Origin of the sequence: Holdemania massiliensis AP2 (assembly GCF_000327285.1) — a bacterium.
GTDB classification, from domain to species: domain Bacteria; phylum Bacillota_I; class Bacilli_A; order Erysipelotrichales; family Erysipelotrichaceae; genus Holdemania; species Holdemania massiliensis.
The window spans coordinates 136,880-151,205 of sequence record NZ_HE998568.1 but is presented as its reverse complement, the minus strand read 5'-3'; the positions used below and the strand labels follow the sequence as shown (position 1 = coordinate 151,205).

Annotated in this window: 13 protein-coding genes and 1 other annotated feature; of the genes, 10 read left to right on the top strand and 3 right to left on the bottom strand. The window is 48.9% G+C overall.

The window, feature by feature from the left end:
- The first annotated feature begins 31 nt into the window (after positions 1-31).
- The 4 genes from BN162_RS08535 to BN162_RS08520 all read left to right on the top strand — a co-directional run bounded on the left by BN162_RS08535 (position 32) and on the right by BN162_RS08520 (position 4,358).
- Positions 32-718: a response regulator transcription factor gene (locus tag BN162_RS08535; protein WP_020224672.1), complete on the top strand. Its 687-nt coding sequence runs from the start codon at positions 32-34 to the stop codon at positions 716-718.
- A gap of 47 nt (positions 719-765) precedes the next feature.
- Complete coding sequence (locus BN162_RS08530) at positions 766-1,764, top strand: sensor histidine kinase (protein WP_244264192.1); 999 nt, start codon at positions 766-768, stop codon at positions 1,762-1,764.
- A gap of 102 nt (positions 1,765-1,866) precedes the next feature.
- The gene (locus BN162_RS08525) at positions 1,867-2,550 is read left to right on the top strand and encodes an ABC transporter ATP-binding protein (protein WP_020224670.1); all 684 of its coding nucleotides are present in this window, start codon (positions 1,867-1,869) and stop codon (positions 2,548-2,550) included.
- Positions 2,547-4,358 carry an ABC transporter permease gene (locus BN162_RS08520; protein WP_020224669.1) on the top strand — a complete coding sequence of 604 codons (1,812 nt, stop codon included), beginning with the start codon at positions 2,547-2,549 and terminating at the stop codon, positions 4,356-4,358. The genes BN162_RS08525 and BN162_RS08520 overlap by 4 nt, the downstream gene beginning before the upstream one ends.
- Here the strand turns inward: BN162_RS08520 and BN162_RS08515 are convergent.
- Positions 4,345-4,536 carry a hypothetical protein gene (locus BN162_RS08515; protein WP_040451736.1) on the bottom strand — a complete coding sequence of 64 codons (192 nt, stop codon included), beginning with the start codon at positions 4,534-4,536 and terminating at the stop codon, positions 4,345-4,347. The genes BN162_RS08520 and BN162_RS08515 overlap by 14 nt on opposite strands.
- 290 nt (positions 4,537-4,826) lie before the next feature.
- Between BN162_RS08515 and BN162_RS08510 the strand changes: the two genes are divergently transcribed.
- The 5 genes from BN162_RS08510 (at position 4,827) to BN162_RS08490 (ending at position 10,837) form a co-directional block, all read left to right on the top strand.
- The gene (locus BN162_RS08510) at positions 4,827-5,231 is read left to right on the top strand and encodes a hypothetical protein (protein WP_147612163.1); all 405 of its coding nucleotides are present in this window, start codon (positions 4,827-4,829) and stop codon (positions 5,229-5,231) included.
- Positions 5,232-5,322: 91 nt separating this feature from the next.
- Positions 5,323-6,315: a nucleoid-associated protein gene (locus tag BN162_RS08505; protein ID WP_020224667.1), complete on the top strand. Its 993-nt coding sequence runs from the start codon at positions 5,323-5,325 to the stop codon at positions 6,313-6,315.
- A gap of 176 nt (positions 6,316-6,491) precedes the next feature.
- Positions 6,492-6,703: a binding site (T-box leader), on the top strand.
- A gap of 39 nt (positions 6,704-6,742) precedes the next feature.
- Positions 6,743-8,308 (top strand): ABC transporter substrate-binding protein/permease, encoded by a 1,566-nt coding sequence (locus BN162_RS08500; protein ID WP_020224666.1) that lies wholly within the window; start codon positions 6,743-6,745, stop codon positions 8,306-8,308.
- Complete coding sequence (locus BN162_RS08495; RefSeq protein WP_020224665.1) at positions 8,301-9,044, top strand: amino acid ABC transporter ATP-binding protein; 744 nt, start codon at positions 8,301-8,303, stop codon at positions 9,042-9,044. Before BN162_RS08500 ends, BN162_RS08495 begins: the two co-directional genes overlap by 8 nt.
- A gap of 104 nt (positions 9,045-9,148) precedes the next feature.
- Positions 9,149-10,837 (top strand): M14 family metallopeptidase, encoded by a 1,689-nt coding sequence (locus tag BN162_RS08490; protein ID WP_020224664.1) that lies wholly within the window; start codon positions 9,149-9,151, stop codon positions 10,835-10,837.
- A 99-nt stretch (positions 10,838-10,936) separates the two neighbouring features.
- On the opposite strand, the gene BN162_RS08485 is transcribed toward BN162_RS08490, so the two are convergent.
- A complete protein-coding gene (locus BN162_RS08485) occupies positions 10,937-12,673 on the bottom strand; it encodes a M56 family metallopeptidase (RefSeq protein ID WP_020224663.1) in 1,737 nt (578 codons plus the stop codon).
- Positions 12,657-13,040: a BlaI/MecI/CopY family transcriptional regulator gene (locus BN162_RS08480; RefSeq protein ID WP_020224662.1), complete on the bottom strand. Its 384-nt coding sequence runs from the start codon at positions 13,038-13,040 to the stop codon at positions 12,657-12,659. Before BN162_RS08480 ends, BN162_RS08485 begins: the two co-directional genes overlap by 17 nt.
- Before the next feature lie 136 nt (positions 13,041-13,176).
- Between BN162_RS08480 and BN162_RS08475 the strand changes: the two genes are divergently transcribed.
- A complete protein-coding gene (locus BN162_RS08475) occupies positions 13,177-13,824 on the top strand; it encodes a pentapeptide repeat-containing protein (protein ID WP_020224661.1) in 648 nt (215 codons plus the stop codon).
- Positions 13,825-14,326: the final 502 nt, after the last annotated feature.

Sequence of the window (14,326 nt, the reverse complement as noted above, 5' to 3'; positions counted from 1 at the left end):
GTGTGAACAAGATAAGGAAAGGAGCAGAGGGATGAGCAAGATACTACTTCTTGAAGATGATTTAAGCCTTATCAACGGACTCTCTTTTGCATTTAAAAAGCAGGGCTTTGAACTGGAAATCGCAAGAACCCTGCAGGAAGCTAACGAATTATGGGCAAAGGACTGCTATGATTTGTTAGTTTTAGACGTGGCTCTGCCGGATGGATCCGGTTTTGATTTTTGTCAGAAGGTACGGCAGACTTCCAAGGTTCCGATTATCTTTTTAACCGCTTCTGACGAGGAAATAAGCATTATTATGGGATTGGATATCGGCGGCGATGATTATATCACAAAACCGTTCAAGCTGGGCGTACTGATGTCCCGAATTAACGCCTTGCTCAGACGGACAAAAGATTTCTCGTCAACGGCCACTGAGCTGCAGTCCAATGGAATTCAGGTATTCCTTTTGCAGGGACAAGCGTTCAAGAAAGGACAGCTTCTGGATTTGACCGCTGCCGAGTATAAGCTGCTTTGTCTGTTGATGAAGAATCCCAATGTGGTACTCAGCAAGGAACAGATTTTGGATAAACTGTGGGATTGCGAAGGCAATTATATTGACAGCAGTACGCTGACGGTTTACATGCGCCGCCTAAGAATTAAAATTGAAGACAATCCAAGTGAACCGCAGCGAATTCTGACGGTCCGGCGCATGGGATATAAATGGAATGTCATGGATTGAGGAAACTTATGAAACTTTTTGTTAATCAGGAGATAAAAAATTTTTTCATGATCCTGGCGCTTGTGCTGGCTGCTTTTCTGATTTTGGCCGAGTTGCTTTTGTGGCAGTTTTATCAGCAGTTTTCCTGGGAACTGTTCCTTCTTTTCGGATTGGCTGCGGGTTCGGTATGGGGCATCTGCTTCTGGTATTTTCGCCGTCAGAATAAAATTATGGAAGAAGCGGTTTCCCAGATCAATGCCTATCTTGACGGAGAAGTCAGCGCCCGGATTGACTGTGATCACGAAGGTGAGTTATACCGGCTGTTTCATTCTGTCAATTCGCTGGCCGCAATCCTCAATGCCCATGCGGCCAATGAACTGCGGGAAAAAGAATTTCTGAAAAATACGATCTCAGATATTTCCCATCAGCTGAAAACACCGCTAGCCGCTCTGAATATTTACAATGGACTGCTGCAGGAAGAAGCTGATGCCTTGCCGGCCGTAAAAGAATTTGCTGTCTTGTCGGAACAGGAACTGGATCGGATTGAAGCGTTGGTACAGAATTTGCTGAAGATTACGAAACTGGATGCTGGTTCCATAATAATTGAGAAAACTGAGGAAAACATTGCCGAGTTGATGCGGGACATTGAACTGCATTTTGCATATCGTGCCAAACAGGAACAAAAGGAACTCATCCTCGCAGGGTCTGATACGCTCACGATTCTTTGTGATCGGGAATGGCTGAGCGAGGCCCTTGGCAATCTTGTGAAAAACGCTCTGGATCATACGGAAAAAGGGGATCAGGTTTATATTGAATGGAAGGCTCGCTCCACGGTTGTGCAGATTCTGATAAAAGATAATGGCTGCGGAATTCATCCGGAGGATCTGCACTATATATTCAAACGGTTTTACCGCAGTCGTTTTTCCAAAGATAAGCAGGGAATCGGACTGGGCTTGTCTTTGGCAAAAGCCATCATCGAAGCGCATAACGGTACGATCACAGTTGACAGTGAATTGGGAAAGGGAACGATTTTTACCCTGGATTTCTTAATTCCTACAAAATTGTAGGCTGACCGTAGGGTGGCAGTAAGATTCATGTGCTATTCTTTCAGGCATAGGCAGGGAAGTCTGCCGAATAACCAAGTCATTCAAGAAAGAGGTGTTTGCACTATGAACTTGTTAGAGGTCCATCAATTATGTAAAACCTATGGCAGTGGGGATAACGCTGTCAAGGCATTAAAAAACGTCAGTTTTTCCGTGCCCAAAGGAGAGTATGTAGCGATTGTAGGCGAATCCGGTTCCGGCAAAAGTACGCTCTTAAATATGATCGGTGCTCTGGATACCCCAACATCCGGCAAGGTGATGATCGACGGAAAAAATATTTTTTCCATGAATGATCGGAAACTAACTCTGTTTCGTCGCCGGAATATCGGTTTTATCTTTCAGGCGTTCAATCTTGTACCGGAGCTTACTGTGGAGCAGAATATCATTTTTCCGCTGCTGCTTGATTATCAGAAGCCTAACCGAAAATATTTGGAGGAACTGCTTGCGGTCCTGAATCTGAAAGAACGCAGGAATCATCTGCCCAGCCAGCTTTCCGGCGGTCAGCAGCAGCGCGTGGCAATCGGCCGGGCGCTTATTACACGGCCTTCGCTGATCCTTGCGGATGAACCCACTGGCAATCTGGACAGTCAGAACAGCCGAGAGGTCATTGCTTTGCTGAAAGAATCATCAAAAAAATATGAACAGACGATTATTATGATTACGCATAACCGCAGCATTGCTCAGGCGGCGGATCGGGTGCTGCAGGTTTCAGACGGCGTACTGAGTGATTTTGGAAGGTGCCGTGAATGAGAAGCTATCTCAGTCTTGTGCCGATTTCCGCAAAGGTGCATCGGCGGCAGAACCGGATGACGCTGCTCTGTATTATTTTTGCGGTATTCATGGTAACCGCTGTATTCAGTATGGCTGAAATGGGCATGCGGATGGAGCAGGCCCGGCTGATGGAGAAGCATGGGAATCTGTCATTCTTAGATTTGATAGGCAGCGCAATGGGACAATCCCTGCTGGGCATCGCGGTCGTTTTGTTCCTATTGATTCTGCTTGCGGGAGTCTTAATGATCTCAAGCAGCATCAACAGCAGCGTAGCACAAAGAACCAAGTTTTTTGGAATGATGCGATGCATTGGAATGAGCCGGCAGCAGATTATCCGTTTTGTGCGGCTGGAAGCTCTGAACTGGTGCAAAGCGGCGATCCCGATAGGGCTTGCGGGCGGAGTAGTCATCACATGGGGACTTTGCGCCGTCCTGCGCTTTCTTGTTGGAAAAGAATTTTCGACTATTCCGCTTTTTGGCGTCAGCCTTTTTGGCATAATCTGCGGTATTTTCGTAGGGATCATTACGGTATTAATCGCCGCGAGTTCCCCGGCTAAACGGGCTTCCAAAGTTTCGCCGGTTACGGCCGTTTCCGGAAACGCGGAAGACAAGAAAACAATACACCATTCTGCCTCTGGCCGATTTGTCAGAATTGAAACCGCTCTTGGGATCCATCATGCGGTTTCCTCGAAAAAAAATCTCATCCTGATGACAGGTTCGTTTGCCCTCAGCATCATCCTGTTTCTGAGCTTTTCAGTGATGATTCGCTTTGTAAACTATCTGATGCCGCAGTCGGCTGCTGCTTCGGATCTTGATATTTCAAGCGGGAATAGTTCCAAAGCTATTTCCGCGGACCTGATTGAAAAAATCCAAGCTATGCCGGGAGTAAAAGTAGTTTATGGCCGCCGAAGTGATTTCGATGTTTCCGCAGTTTGGCAGGGAAAGACTTCCTATTCTGATTCTTTGGATCTGATTTCTTATGACGATTTTGATTTAAAGTGTCTGAAAACTGACGGGGTGCTGAAAAGCGGCAGTGACTTATCCAAGGTATATGGAGACAGCCGTTATGTCCTGGCGACTTCGGATCAGGACAGCCCTTGGAAAATCGGAGATCATATCCAGATTGGAGAGGAATCCCTCGAAATTGCCGGCCTGTTGAAATATGATCCGTTCAGCAGCAATGGCTTGACAGAAGGGAAAATGACGCTGATCACTTCCAGTGAAACGTTTGTCCGGCTTACCGGAACGACGGAGTATTCGCTGGTTATGATTCAGCTGACAAGCGATGCGACGGATGAAAATGTCCGGGCGATTCAGCTTGCCGTCGGAGATGAATATAGCTTTCATGATCAACGCGAACAGCGTACTGCCGGCACTTATGCCGCCTTCGTTTTCTGTGTTTACAGCTTTTTAGCGATCATTGCTTTAGTTACGGTGCTGAATATTATCAACAGCCTTTCAATGAGTGTGTCGGCACGAATCAAGCAATATGGAGCGATGCGGGCGGTAGGCATGGACGAACGTCAGCTCATAAAAATGATTGCGGTCGAGGCCTTTACCTATGCTTTCTGGGGGTGCGCCGCCGGCGTTATAGTCGGGCTGCCGTTAAACAAATGGCTTTACGAGATCCTGATTACCGAACATTTTCCTTATGCGCTTTGGCATTTGCCGCTCACTTCCCTGATTGTGATCCTTTTGATGGTTTTCTTTGCCGCGGCAAGTGCTGTTTACGGCCCAGCAAAACGGATTCGAAGCATGGCCGTCACGGCGGCGATCAACGAATTGTAACCATCTGGTGAGCTAGTTTGATGAAGCGACAAGGAAAAGCAGTATTGCCCCCAGCTGTCATTTTCCAAGGCTGGCTGTTAAGCGTCAAAGATTCATCGGCAGTGTTGTTGTAAAAAACTTTATAGTGCATGGAAACAGAGCGTGCTGCTATTTGCTGGCAAAAGCTCTGTTTTTTCATGTCAAGTTGTCCTGCTTTGTTACGGTTGCCGCTAATTTTCTTAGCTGCTGTGGTCTTCTCGATTTTTAAGTTCTATCTTGGAATCGGTTCAGGACTCAGCATGAAAACCGGGGATTTTTTATTTGAATAAAAAAATTAGGAAAATAACGGAAATGTAAGCGCTATGATCGTATCTGCGGCGAAGAATGTCGAAATTAAAAAAATGAGGTCATTTATGCAATTTGACATATTCACTTTACCTAAAACATAGTATAATGAAGATAAGTAAAGGAGCAGAATGGGTGAGCAGCATGAATAAGAAACAACAACAAATCATTGGCAATACGCTGGTGGAAGAATATGCCGTACCGCTGAAAGCGGAGGAAAATGCGACCTTGCAGCTGCTGGAGTATGCCGACCGGATTGCGAATTTAGACGCGTTCGTCGTTGATTATATTCGCTTGGAGGAACTTCAGATGTATTCCGAGGATCGCGGAATTCCAGTATATACCGATGTCGAAAGCCTGGCGATCGTCAAGCACGATCTGGCAAAAGATTCGATCCGGACATGTCTGGTAAAAGGCTTTTATATGAACGTGGATCTGTCGGTGATCTTCGATATGCAGTCCAAGTCAATTCGCTTTAACCGCAGCCGGTTCAGTACGCTGAACACGGAGGACATCATTGCCGCAGTGGTCGCCGCACCGCAGTCCTAAAGCATAGAAATAAAGACATTTCTGAACAGGATGTCTTTTCTTTTTGATCAAAAAAAGGTAAACTAAGCCAAGGATAAAGGAGGAATCGCCTGTGGAAACAATCGAATTAAAAACTGCGATTCTGCACAGCCTGGATATGAATCTGGGGATGCCGGTGGTATCGCAGGTTGAATTGGAACCGACAGATTTTTTAAATACCTATCTTCAAAAACGGCTGCAGCGCCTTGCGGGCAGCGATAACTGCAAGACCAGCACGGCTTCGGGAATCGACGGCGTGAGTTTGGATGAAGCTTTAAAATGGTCAGAATGGCAGGCGTTTTATCAGTTCACGCTGCAGCTGCTGCAGAAAATATTTACCTATCGTCAAAGCAATGGCGGTCAAAGTGCGGATGTTCTGATGGCTTTGTTAGAAATCGACCGTCATTTGAGCTTGTATGTTGGGGTTTTGGATTACCGCAGCTCACTGATTCACCATCTCCAGCAGGATGAGCGTCAGACCCGTCTGGAACTGGTTGAATATCAGACGACGCTGCCGGGCGCTTCAGCCGGACTGAGCTTTGAGTTCTGCACGGATTTGTTTACCGGACTGACCCAGCTGATTGAAAAGAAGGAAAAAGGCTTTACGCCGCTTTCTGAGCTGCTTCTGAATCAGCAATTTGAAATGACGCCGAAGGAAAAAATCAAGGCGGCGCAGAAAATTGTACAGGAGATCCATCCCAGCGATGATCTGACGGAGATGAACCGGCGGGTTGAGTTTAAGCAGAAGGTTGCGGAATCGCTGCAGGAAAAGGAAGAAGTCAATCTGGAAGAAGTGTTTGAGGAAATCTATGTCGATGACCCATCGACGCTGTTCGAGGCCAAGGCGAAGCTGCAGGATCGGGGGCTGGATCAGCAGCGCATGGTCGTGACCAGTTCGGCTTACGACGCGAAGCTGAAAAAACAGAAGCTGGTGACGGACAGCGGTATTTCGATCGTGCTGCCGATTGATTATATGCATGATCAAAGTCATGTCGAATTCATCACCAATCCTGACGGAAGTTTGTCCATTCTGTTGAAAAACATCACGCATATCTATGATAAATAAGGTTTTTGTGCACTGTGTCTTTCGAGATAAAAGGACAGAGATGAACTAGGGTTGAAGGCAAGGCTGCGACGAATGAAAATAATTTCAGGAATAAATGTAAAAATTCTCTTTTTTCCAAAATCGCATGGATTTGCGTCTTGACAACGGTCAGCGTTTCGCTTAAACTGAAGCCATATTCAAATTCAGTGAACAGGAGAGTAGCTTGAGATAACCAAGAGCGAGCCAAAACAGAGTGGAAGTTTGGCGGCACTGTCGAAAGCGAAACGCACCTGGGAGAAGTTCAGATGAAGCCAGTAGTCTGAAACGTGAGTCTGCGTTAACGAATGAGGGGTTGGAATCTTTGTATTCCGGCAACTAGGATGGTACCGCGATGGAAGTCGTTCCTGGATTTGAGGAACGGCTTTTTTGTTTGGAAAAGAGGGGTAATATGAGAAAGATGAAGAACATGCTGATCCTGGCTGTGATGATTTTCAGCCTATGGATCACAACCGGTCTTTCGCTGAGTGCGGAAGAAACCAAACCGACTTCGGGGAATCCGGATAACCGGCTGGAGGAAATTCTGCAGCGGGGGAAACTGATCGTTGCGACGTCGCCGGATTTTGCGCCGCAGGAGTTTATTGACGATTCCAAAAAAGGACAGGCGCAGTATGTCGGATCCGACATCATGATGGCGCAGTATATCGCCGATCAGCTGGGCGTGGAGCTGGAAATTCAGGCAATGGATTTCGCGATGGTGCTCAGTTCCGTCGATCTGGGTGAAAGCGACATGGCGATCAGCGGTTTCGGCTGGAAAGAAGACCGTGAGATCTCCTTTGAATTATCAGACGGTTTCAACAAGACCGGCGAAGCCGCCTGCCAGGGATTGTTGATCCGGCGCGCGGATGCCGAACAATTTCCAACGCTGGAGAGTTTTGACGGCAAACTGATCGCGGCCCAGGCTGGCTCATTGCAGGAAAACTATGTGCAGACCCAGCTGCCGCAGGCAACGCTGGAAACGATCACTTCTATGGATATCGGCATTCTGAGCCTGACGACCAACAAGGTTGACGCGCTGGCTTCCGATTGCGACGTAGCGAAAGGCTATGCCTCCAAAGATGGTTCATTGATGTTGGCGGATGCCCGCTTTGATACGTCGAAGGAAGATCAGCATGACGGCAACGTGCTGGCTGTGAAAAAAGGCGAAAAGGAACTGATTGCGGCCATTAACGAAATCATTGAAAAGATCAATGAAGAAGGTCTGTATGAACAATGGAAAAACGAAGCCAAGGTGCAGGCCAAGAAATTGGGCATTGAATTCGACGGTTCTGAAGATGTCATTGTGGAAACCAAAGCGCCGGGCGTCTTCGACGTCTTTGTGGAAAACTATGATATTTTCCTCAACGGCTTGCTGGAAACGCTGAAATTGGCGGCGATTACCGTGTTCTTCGGTACGATCTTCGGCGCGCTGATCGCGATCATCAAGCTGTCAAAGAATCCGCTGCTGCGTTTCTTAACGGCAGTGTATGTCGAAGTGCTGCGCGGCACGCCGATTCTGGTTCAGCTGTATATCTTCCGTTTCTTTCTGCCGATGGCCTTCCCATGGCTGAATCTGTCCAAATATGCCTGTGTTGTCATCGCGCTGGTTTTTAACAGCTCAGCCTATGTCGCGGAAATTATCCGCTCCGGCATTCAGGCTGTGGATAAAGGGCAGAGCGAAGCGGCCAAGAGTCTGGGCATGTCCAATCGCCACATGATGATGAAAATCATTCTGCCGCAGGCGGTCAAGAATATCCTGCCGGCTCTGGGCAATGAATTTGTAACGATGATCAAGGAAACCTCGCTGGCCTCCACCTTCTATATTGGAGAACTGATGTATACGCGGACGCTGTTAATGAGCACGAAGTTCTATGCCTGGCAGCCGCTGATCATCATTGCCGCGATTTACTTTGTCGTGACCTTCGTCTTGTCAAAGGGCGTTCAGTATATGGAAAAGAGGTTGAGTGTCAGTGATTAATTCTGGAAAAAAATTAATTGAAGTCAAAGGGCTGAAAAAGAACTTCGGCGCGTTGGAAGTCTTAAAAGGAATTGATGAAACGATTCATAAGGGGGAGGTCGTGTCGATCATCGGCCCGTCCGGCAGCGGAAAATCGACGTTTCTGCGGTGTTTAAATCTTTTGGAAAAACCGAGCAGCGGCCAGGTGATATTTGAAGGCGTGGATATCGCGGACAAAAAGATCAATATCGATCATCATCGGCAGAAGATCGGCATGGTGTTCCAGCACTTCAATGTCTTCCCGCATCTGACGGTATTGGAAAACATTACGATTACCCCGACGCTGGAAAAGAAAGTGCCGCAGAAGGAAGCTGAAGACAAGGCGATGAAGCTGCTGAAGCAGGTCGGTTTGGAAGAGAAGGCGCACGAGTATCCGCGCAAGCTTTCCGGCGGTCAGAAGCAGCGCTTAGCGATTGTCAGAGCGATGGCCATGGAGCCGGATGTCATGTTGTTTGACGAGCCAACCTCGGCGCTGGATCCGGAAATGGTCAAGGATGTTCTGGAAGTCATTCAGCAGCTGGCGGAGGGCGGCATGACGTGCGTCATCGTCACGCATGAAATGGGCTTTGCCCGCTCGGTCAGCGACCGCGTGCTGTTTATGGATGAGGGCCGGATTGCCGAACAGGGCAGTCCGCAGCAGATCTTTGATCATCCAAATCATCCGCGGACGATTGAATTCTTAAGCAAAGTGCTGTAAAAATTTATTTTTGACACAACCTAGTTGAAGGACCCGAATCGCCAAAGAAAGAGGCGGATCGGCCAAAGCTGGATAGAAAATGAAAAGGAAGTGGAGGTGCCCCAATGAAAACAACCTTTCAGTATGATCACTACTATGCTTATCAGGAATTGACCGAAGCGTTAAAAACGCTGGTCAGCCGCCATTCGGATATCCTGACGATGGAATCACTTTGCAAAAGTGAAAAGGATCGGGATGTCTGGGCGATGACGCTGACGAACCGGCAGACCGGCGATCCGCTGGCTAAGCCGGCGTTCTATATCGACGCCAACACGCATGCCGGTGAGGTGACCGGCTCGATGGCAGCGCTGCACACCTTGGATGTTCTGTGTACGAATTATGGCGAGGATGAAGCGCTGACGAAGCTTGTCGATACGATGACCTTCTACGTCATTCCGCGGATCAGTGTGGACGGCAGCGAGGTGTATCTGACGGCCCCTTACGATCTGCGCTCGGCAGATCGGCCGTATCTGACACCGGTTCAGCAGCCGGGCTTAGTGCCTGAGGATATGGATCAGGACGGCGTTATCCGGATGATGCGGATCAAAGACAAGCATGGCGCGTGGAAGATCTGTCAGCACAATCCGGCCCTGATGGAAAAGCGCAAGCCGGATGATCGTGAAGGCGAGTTCTACACCGTGGTCAGCGAAGGCATGGTTCAGGGAGAAGTCAAGGGGGAGATTCAGCCGGCCCCGGTCTTATGGGGACTGGACTTCAACCGCAATTATCCGTTCGGCTGGTTTCATGAATCCCGGCAGGCCGGCGCTGGAGCGTATCCGTTAAGCAATCCGGAAAACAAGGCGGTTGTGGATTTTGTCCTGGCCCATCACAACATCGGTGCAGTGGCAACGCATCATACCAGCGGCGGCGTGATCCTGTATCCGCCGGGAACTCGTCCGGAAAAGAGTGCCGATCCTGACGATATGCGCCGACTGCGTGAGATCGCGGCCATGGCGACGGAGGAAATGGGCTATCCGGCGATCAATATTTTCGATCACTTTATGACGGATCAGGAAAATTATTCGTCCGGAGCTTTTGACGACTGGTGCTTCCAGGATCAGGGAATCCCAGCTTATACGCTGGAGCTGTGGAATCTGTTGGAGCGGGCAGGCTGCAAGATCGACTGGGATCGCCGTGATGCCAAGAGTGAAGCGGAATGTCTGGATACCTTAACGAAGGTGCTCGCCTGGTGTGCGGAAAACGCTCCGGACAGCTTTGAAGCCTGGACGCCGTATCAGCATCCGCAGCTGGGGCTGGTGGAAATCGGCGGACTGAACCTGAAGTTCACAGAAGAAAATTGTCCGAATGCGTTTTTGCTTCAGGAAGTTGAAAAAACAACGAAGTTCTGTCTGCGCTACGCCCGGTCGCTGCCGCAGTTAGCGATTGACAAGGCCGAGGTGAAATGGCTGGGCGAGGATTTAGCTGAAGTCACGGTAACCGTCGGCAACGAAGGGTATCTGCCGACCTATTTGAGCCAGGAAGCAAAGCTGTTGAAAACTGCGAAGCCGGTCAAGGTTTCGCTGCAGGGACAGATCCAGAGCTTCATCGCCGGTCAGGCAATTCTGGAAATCGGCGATCTGGAAGGCTATTCCGGAGCGAATGCGAATTACCGCTCGTGTGAAGTGACAACTGGCGAACATGCGCCTTTGACGCAAATGGTGCGCTGGCTGATTCAGGCACAGAAAGGGGCGGAGGTCACGATCACCGCTTTCCAGCCAAAAGCTGGCCGGGCAATGCTGAAACTTGTGCTGTAAGCTGAGAATCGGAAACAACGCAATAAAAATAAGAAAACAGAGGAAGTCTTACGCTGCAGAGCGCGGATTTCCTCTGTTTTGTTTTTGAGCGGGGAAGAATTATGCCGTGTAGTAGTAGATGACAAATCCGGTTTTCAAGTCGATGCAGACCACATAGTCGATTCCATCTTCCTGAGCTTTCCAGCTGTCGAAATCTCCGCCGATCGTTTCCTGGATGCCGGCGTACTCCCATGCGGTTTCTTCCCGGAGCTTAATGAATTCCCCGGCAAAGCCCTCAGCCAGCTGCTTTCCCTGTTCTGATGTTAGATTGACTGACGGCCATAGCGAAGCATCAGCACCGTAATCCCGGAAATGCAGCGAGGTCATGCGCTCAGAATCCAGGGTGATCTGCAGGTTATAACGGTAGCTGTCCGCAATCCGTGTATTCGGATCATCGTAGCTGGCTAACAGATAGAAATTTGGATTCGGAATCGTTCGGCTGTTGATTCCGTCCAAAACCGCCTGCGGAACATAGGCGGACAAATGCTTTTCAATTTCATTGAGCGACATGAAAGCGTCGGCATCACCCTGATCAAGATTGAAGGCGGCGCCTTCGCTGACCAGAACCCGTTCCAGATGCAGATCTTCAGACTGCCGCATCATCAGGCTCAGCGTCGCTTCCCCAGAGGCATAGACGGTGCTGTCCTGAATCTCAATTTCAGCCAGTACGCGGATCTGGTCACGGTAAACTTCCGGCGCTTCAGGGTATATCTCGCATTTGGAGCTGGCAAAGCGCAGGAGTTCCTGCCGGTCAGCTTCACTCTGATCCCCCATCAGCGTTTTCAGAGCTGCATCATCCTGCTTGACCAAAGCCGTGCAGAACTGCTGGGCCAAAGCCTGAGCCTGTTCAAGCTTCGTTTTTTTGCTTTGCGGATTAAACAAAGCGAGGACCAGAACTACCGACAGCACCAGAATCAGGCCGCCGCCCGCCCAGACCGGCAGTTTTTTATAGTTCAGGATGTTTTCGATCCGCTTCCGCAGCGAACCGCCGGTAAAATTGAGCGTATTGGGAAAGGATTGGGCACTGCTGGCCAGATGGACTAAGGCATGGGAATAAACTTGTCTGCCAGGGCTGTCGTGGCTGCGGATCACCGCTTCATCGCAGGCCATTTCCATGTCCTGGCTCATCAGAATAAACGCTGTCCAAACTAACGGATGAAACCAGTAAAGACAGACAAGGACATAAGCGAACAGCTTGACCCAAGGATCGCGGCGCTGCCAATGCATTTGTTCGTGAAGCACAACGCTGCGTTCTTCACTTTCACTCAAGCCTTCCGGAAGCAGGATCCGCGGATGAAGCAAACCGATCAAAACGGGTGTGCTTAAATTGGAACAGTGTTCAATCCCAGACTGGATTTCTGTGCCGCCAACGTAACGACGGATAAACCTGCGGTAATGAAACAGACTGAATCCAGCGAGCAGGCCGGCGCCGATCAGCCAGACTGCGCCAAGCAGCAGAGTGGAATTCAGCGGAAGGCCAGGCTGGGTGTCTGCGGTTGCTTCCTGAACGCTTGGCGTCTGCGTCAGGGTGGTTTCATGGACCCCCATATTAGCAGGGGAAGGAGAAATCAGAACCTCGGCTGCCTGATCACTGAAGGTGAAGGCGCGGTAAGGGACAAGGCTGACCGGGCCCGTCAAGGATATCGGCATCAGCAGCCGCAGAAACACCGCCGCCCATAAAAGATAAGAATAAATCTTGGGGGCAGACCGCAGCAGCCGGCGCAGCAGGAAGACCGCAATGAAGACAAAGCATACCGCCACACTGTTGTGAATCAGCAGCCTAAGCAGCGTGTTCATCGTCAGACTCCTGATGCTGATCAATCAGCGCTTTTAACTGCGCAGCCTCATCTTCGCTGATTTTGCGGCCGGACATAAAGGCAGTCAAAAATACTGGCAGTGAGTTGTCAAATAAATTTTCCAGCACCTTGCGGCTTTCATACTGCTGCACCTGTTCCTTTTTAATTAACGCGGTTACCACTGCATTTTCATTTTTGAAAAAGCCTTTGACACAAAGTTTTTTCAATACCGTATACGTCGTGGTGCGCTGCCAGTTTAGCTGTTTCAGACATAGCTGAGCCAGCTCGCCTGAGGTCAGTGGTTCATTATCCCAGATAATGCAGGCAAAGCGATACTCCGCTTCGTGCAGCTTGAGTTCCTGTTCCATAAAACACCTCCTGTCTATTTGAATAGACATCTTTCTAAGCTCAGTCTATCATGATAGACACGAAGTGTCAATCAAGGAATGCGTTGAAAGACAAGAAAACTATGATAAGATTAAAAGAATCAGGAAGGATGGAATCATGAAACAAACAAAAAAAGAACCGCAGGCTCCACGTCTGCCAGCTGAGTTGGAAAAGGTGGTGCTGAGGGCGGAACTGGTCCGACAGGACAAGCTGATTGGCTATGCGATCGTTGATGATCTGTGGCCGGAAGAAAAAGCGCAGGGGAAGGAATTCAGCGAGTGCTGTCTGACCAAAGTCACAATGGCGCCGATGAGCGAAAAGAATTACTTTGTCGATGTGATTTTTGATCACTGTGATTTATCGAACTGTCAAATGAGTGAAAGCACGCTGCGAAGGGTCGTATTCGATCATTGCCGCATGACCGGCGCGGATTTATCACGCTGTGTCATGCAGGACGTCGTTTTTCTCAACTGTGCGCTGGATTATTCCAACTTTGCCTTTTCCAGCTTTAAAAGCTGCCGGCTGGCCGACTGTGTCTGCACGCAGTCCTCGTTCAGTGAAGGCAAGTTCACCGCGTTTGAAATTCAGCGCTGCAAGCTGGATGAAAGCGAGTTTTTCCACAGCCATCTTCAAGGGGTGGATCTGTCTTCCTGTACGATTGAGGGCATTGCGCTGTGTGGAGATGAACTGAAGGGCGTGATCGTCAATCCTTCCCAGGCTGTGGATCTGGCAAGGGTCTTGGGGATTATCATTAAGGAAGAATAACGCCTTCAGACTTACACAAATATTTCACAATTTATCCATGTTCTTCACACATGAAGCCGATATAATATAGACAATCAAATGAGAGTTTGATTAATTTCTTTCCCCCGTTAAGCCAGACTCCCTGGCAATAGAAAAAACATTCCCTCAGGAATGGAAATAGAAAGGCGCCCGGTAAGCGAATTTCTATTTTTTTTTACTTTTTATAATAAAATCGACAGTGACGAAACTGTAAGTTGTCTGTAAGCTCAAACGATGGAGAAGCAGGACATTCCCGTTTATAATGAAGCCAGAAATCAAGGAGGAAAGACTTCATGAAAAAAAGAACCAGATGGTTGCTTCTGAGTTTAGGCGTGGCGGCAGGTTTGCTTTGGTGGTACAAAAAACAAAAGGAAGCCGAAGATGATTAAGAATCTGCGCTGGCTCCTCACGACCCTGCTTGTCTTTTGGGGCATGAGTCTTTGCCTTTTAGATCAATACAATCCAATGCTGAACCTGATTACGG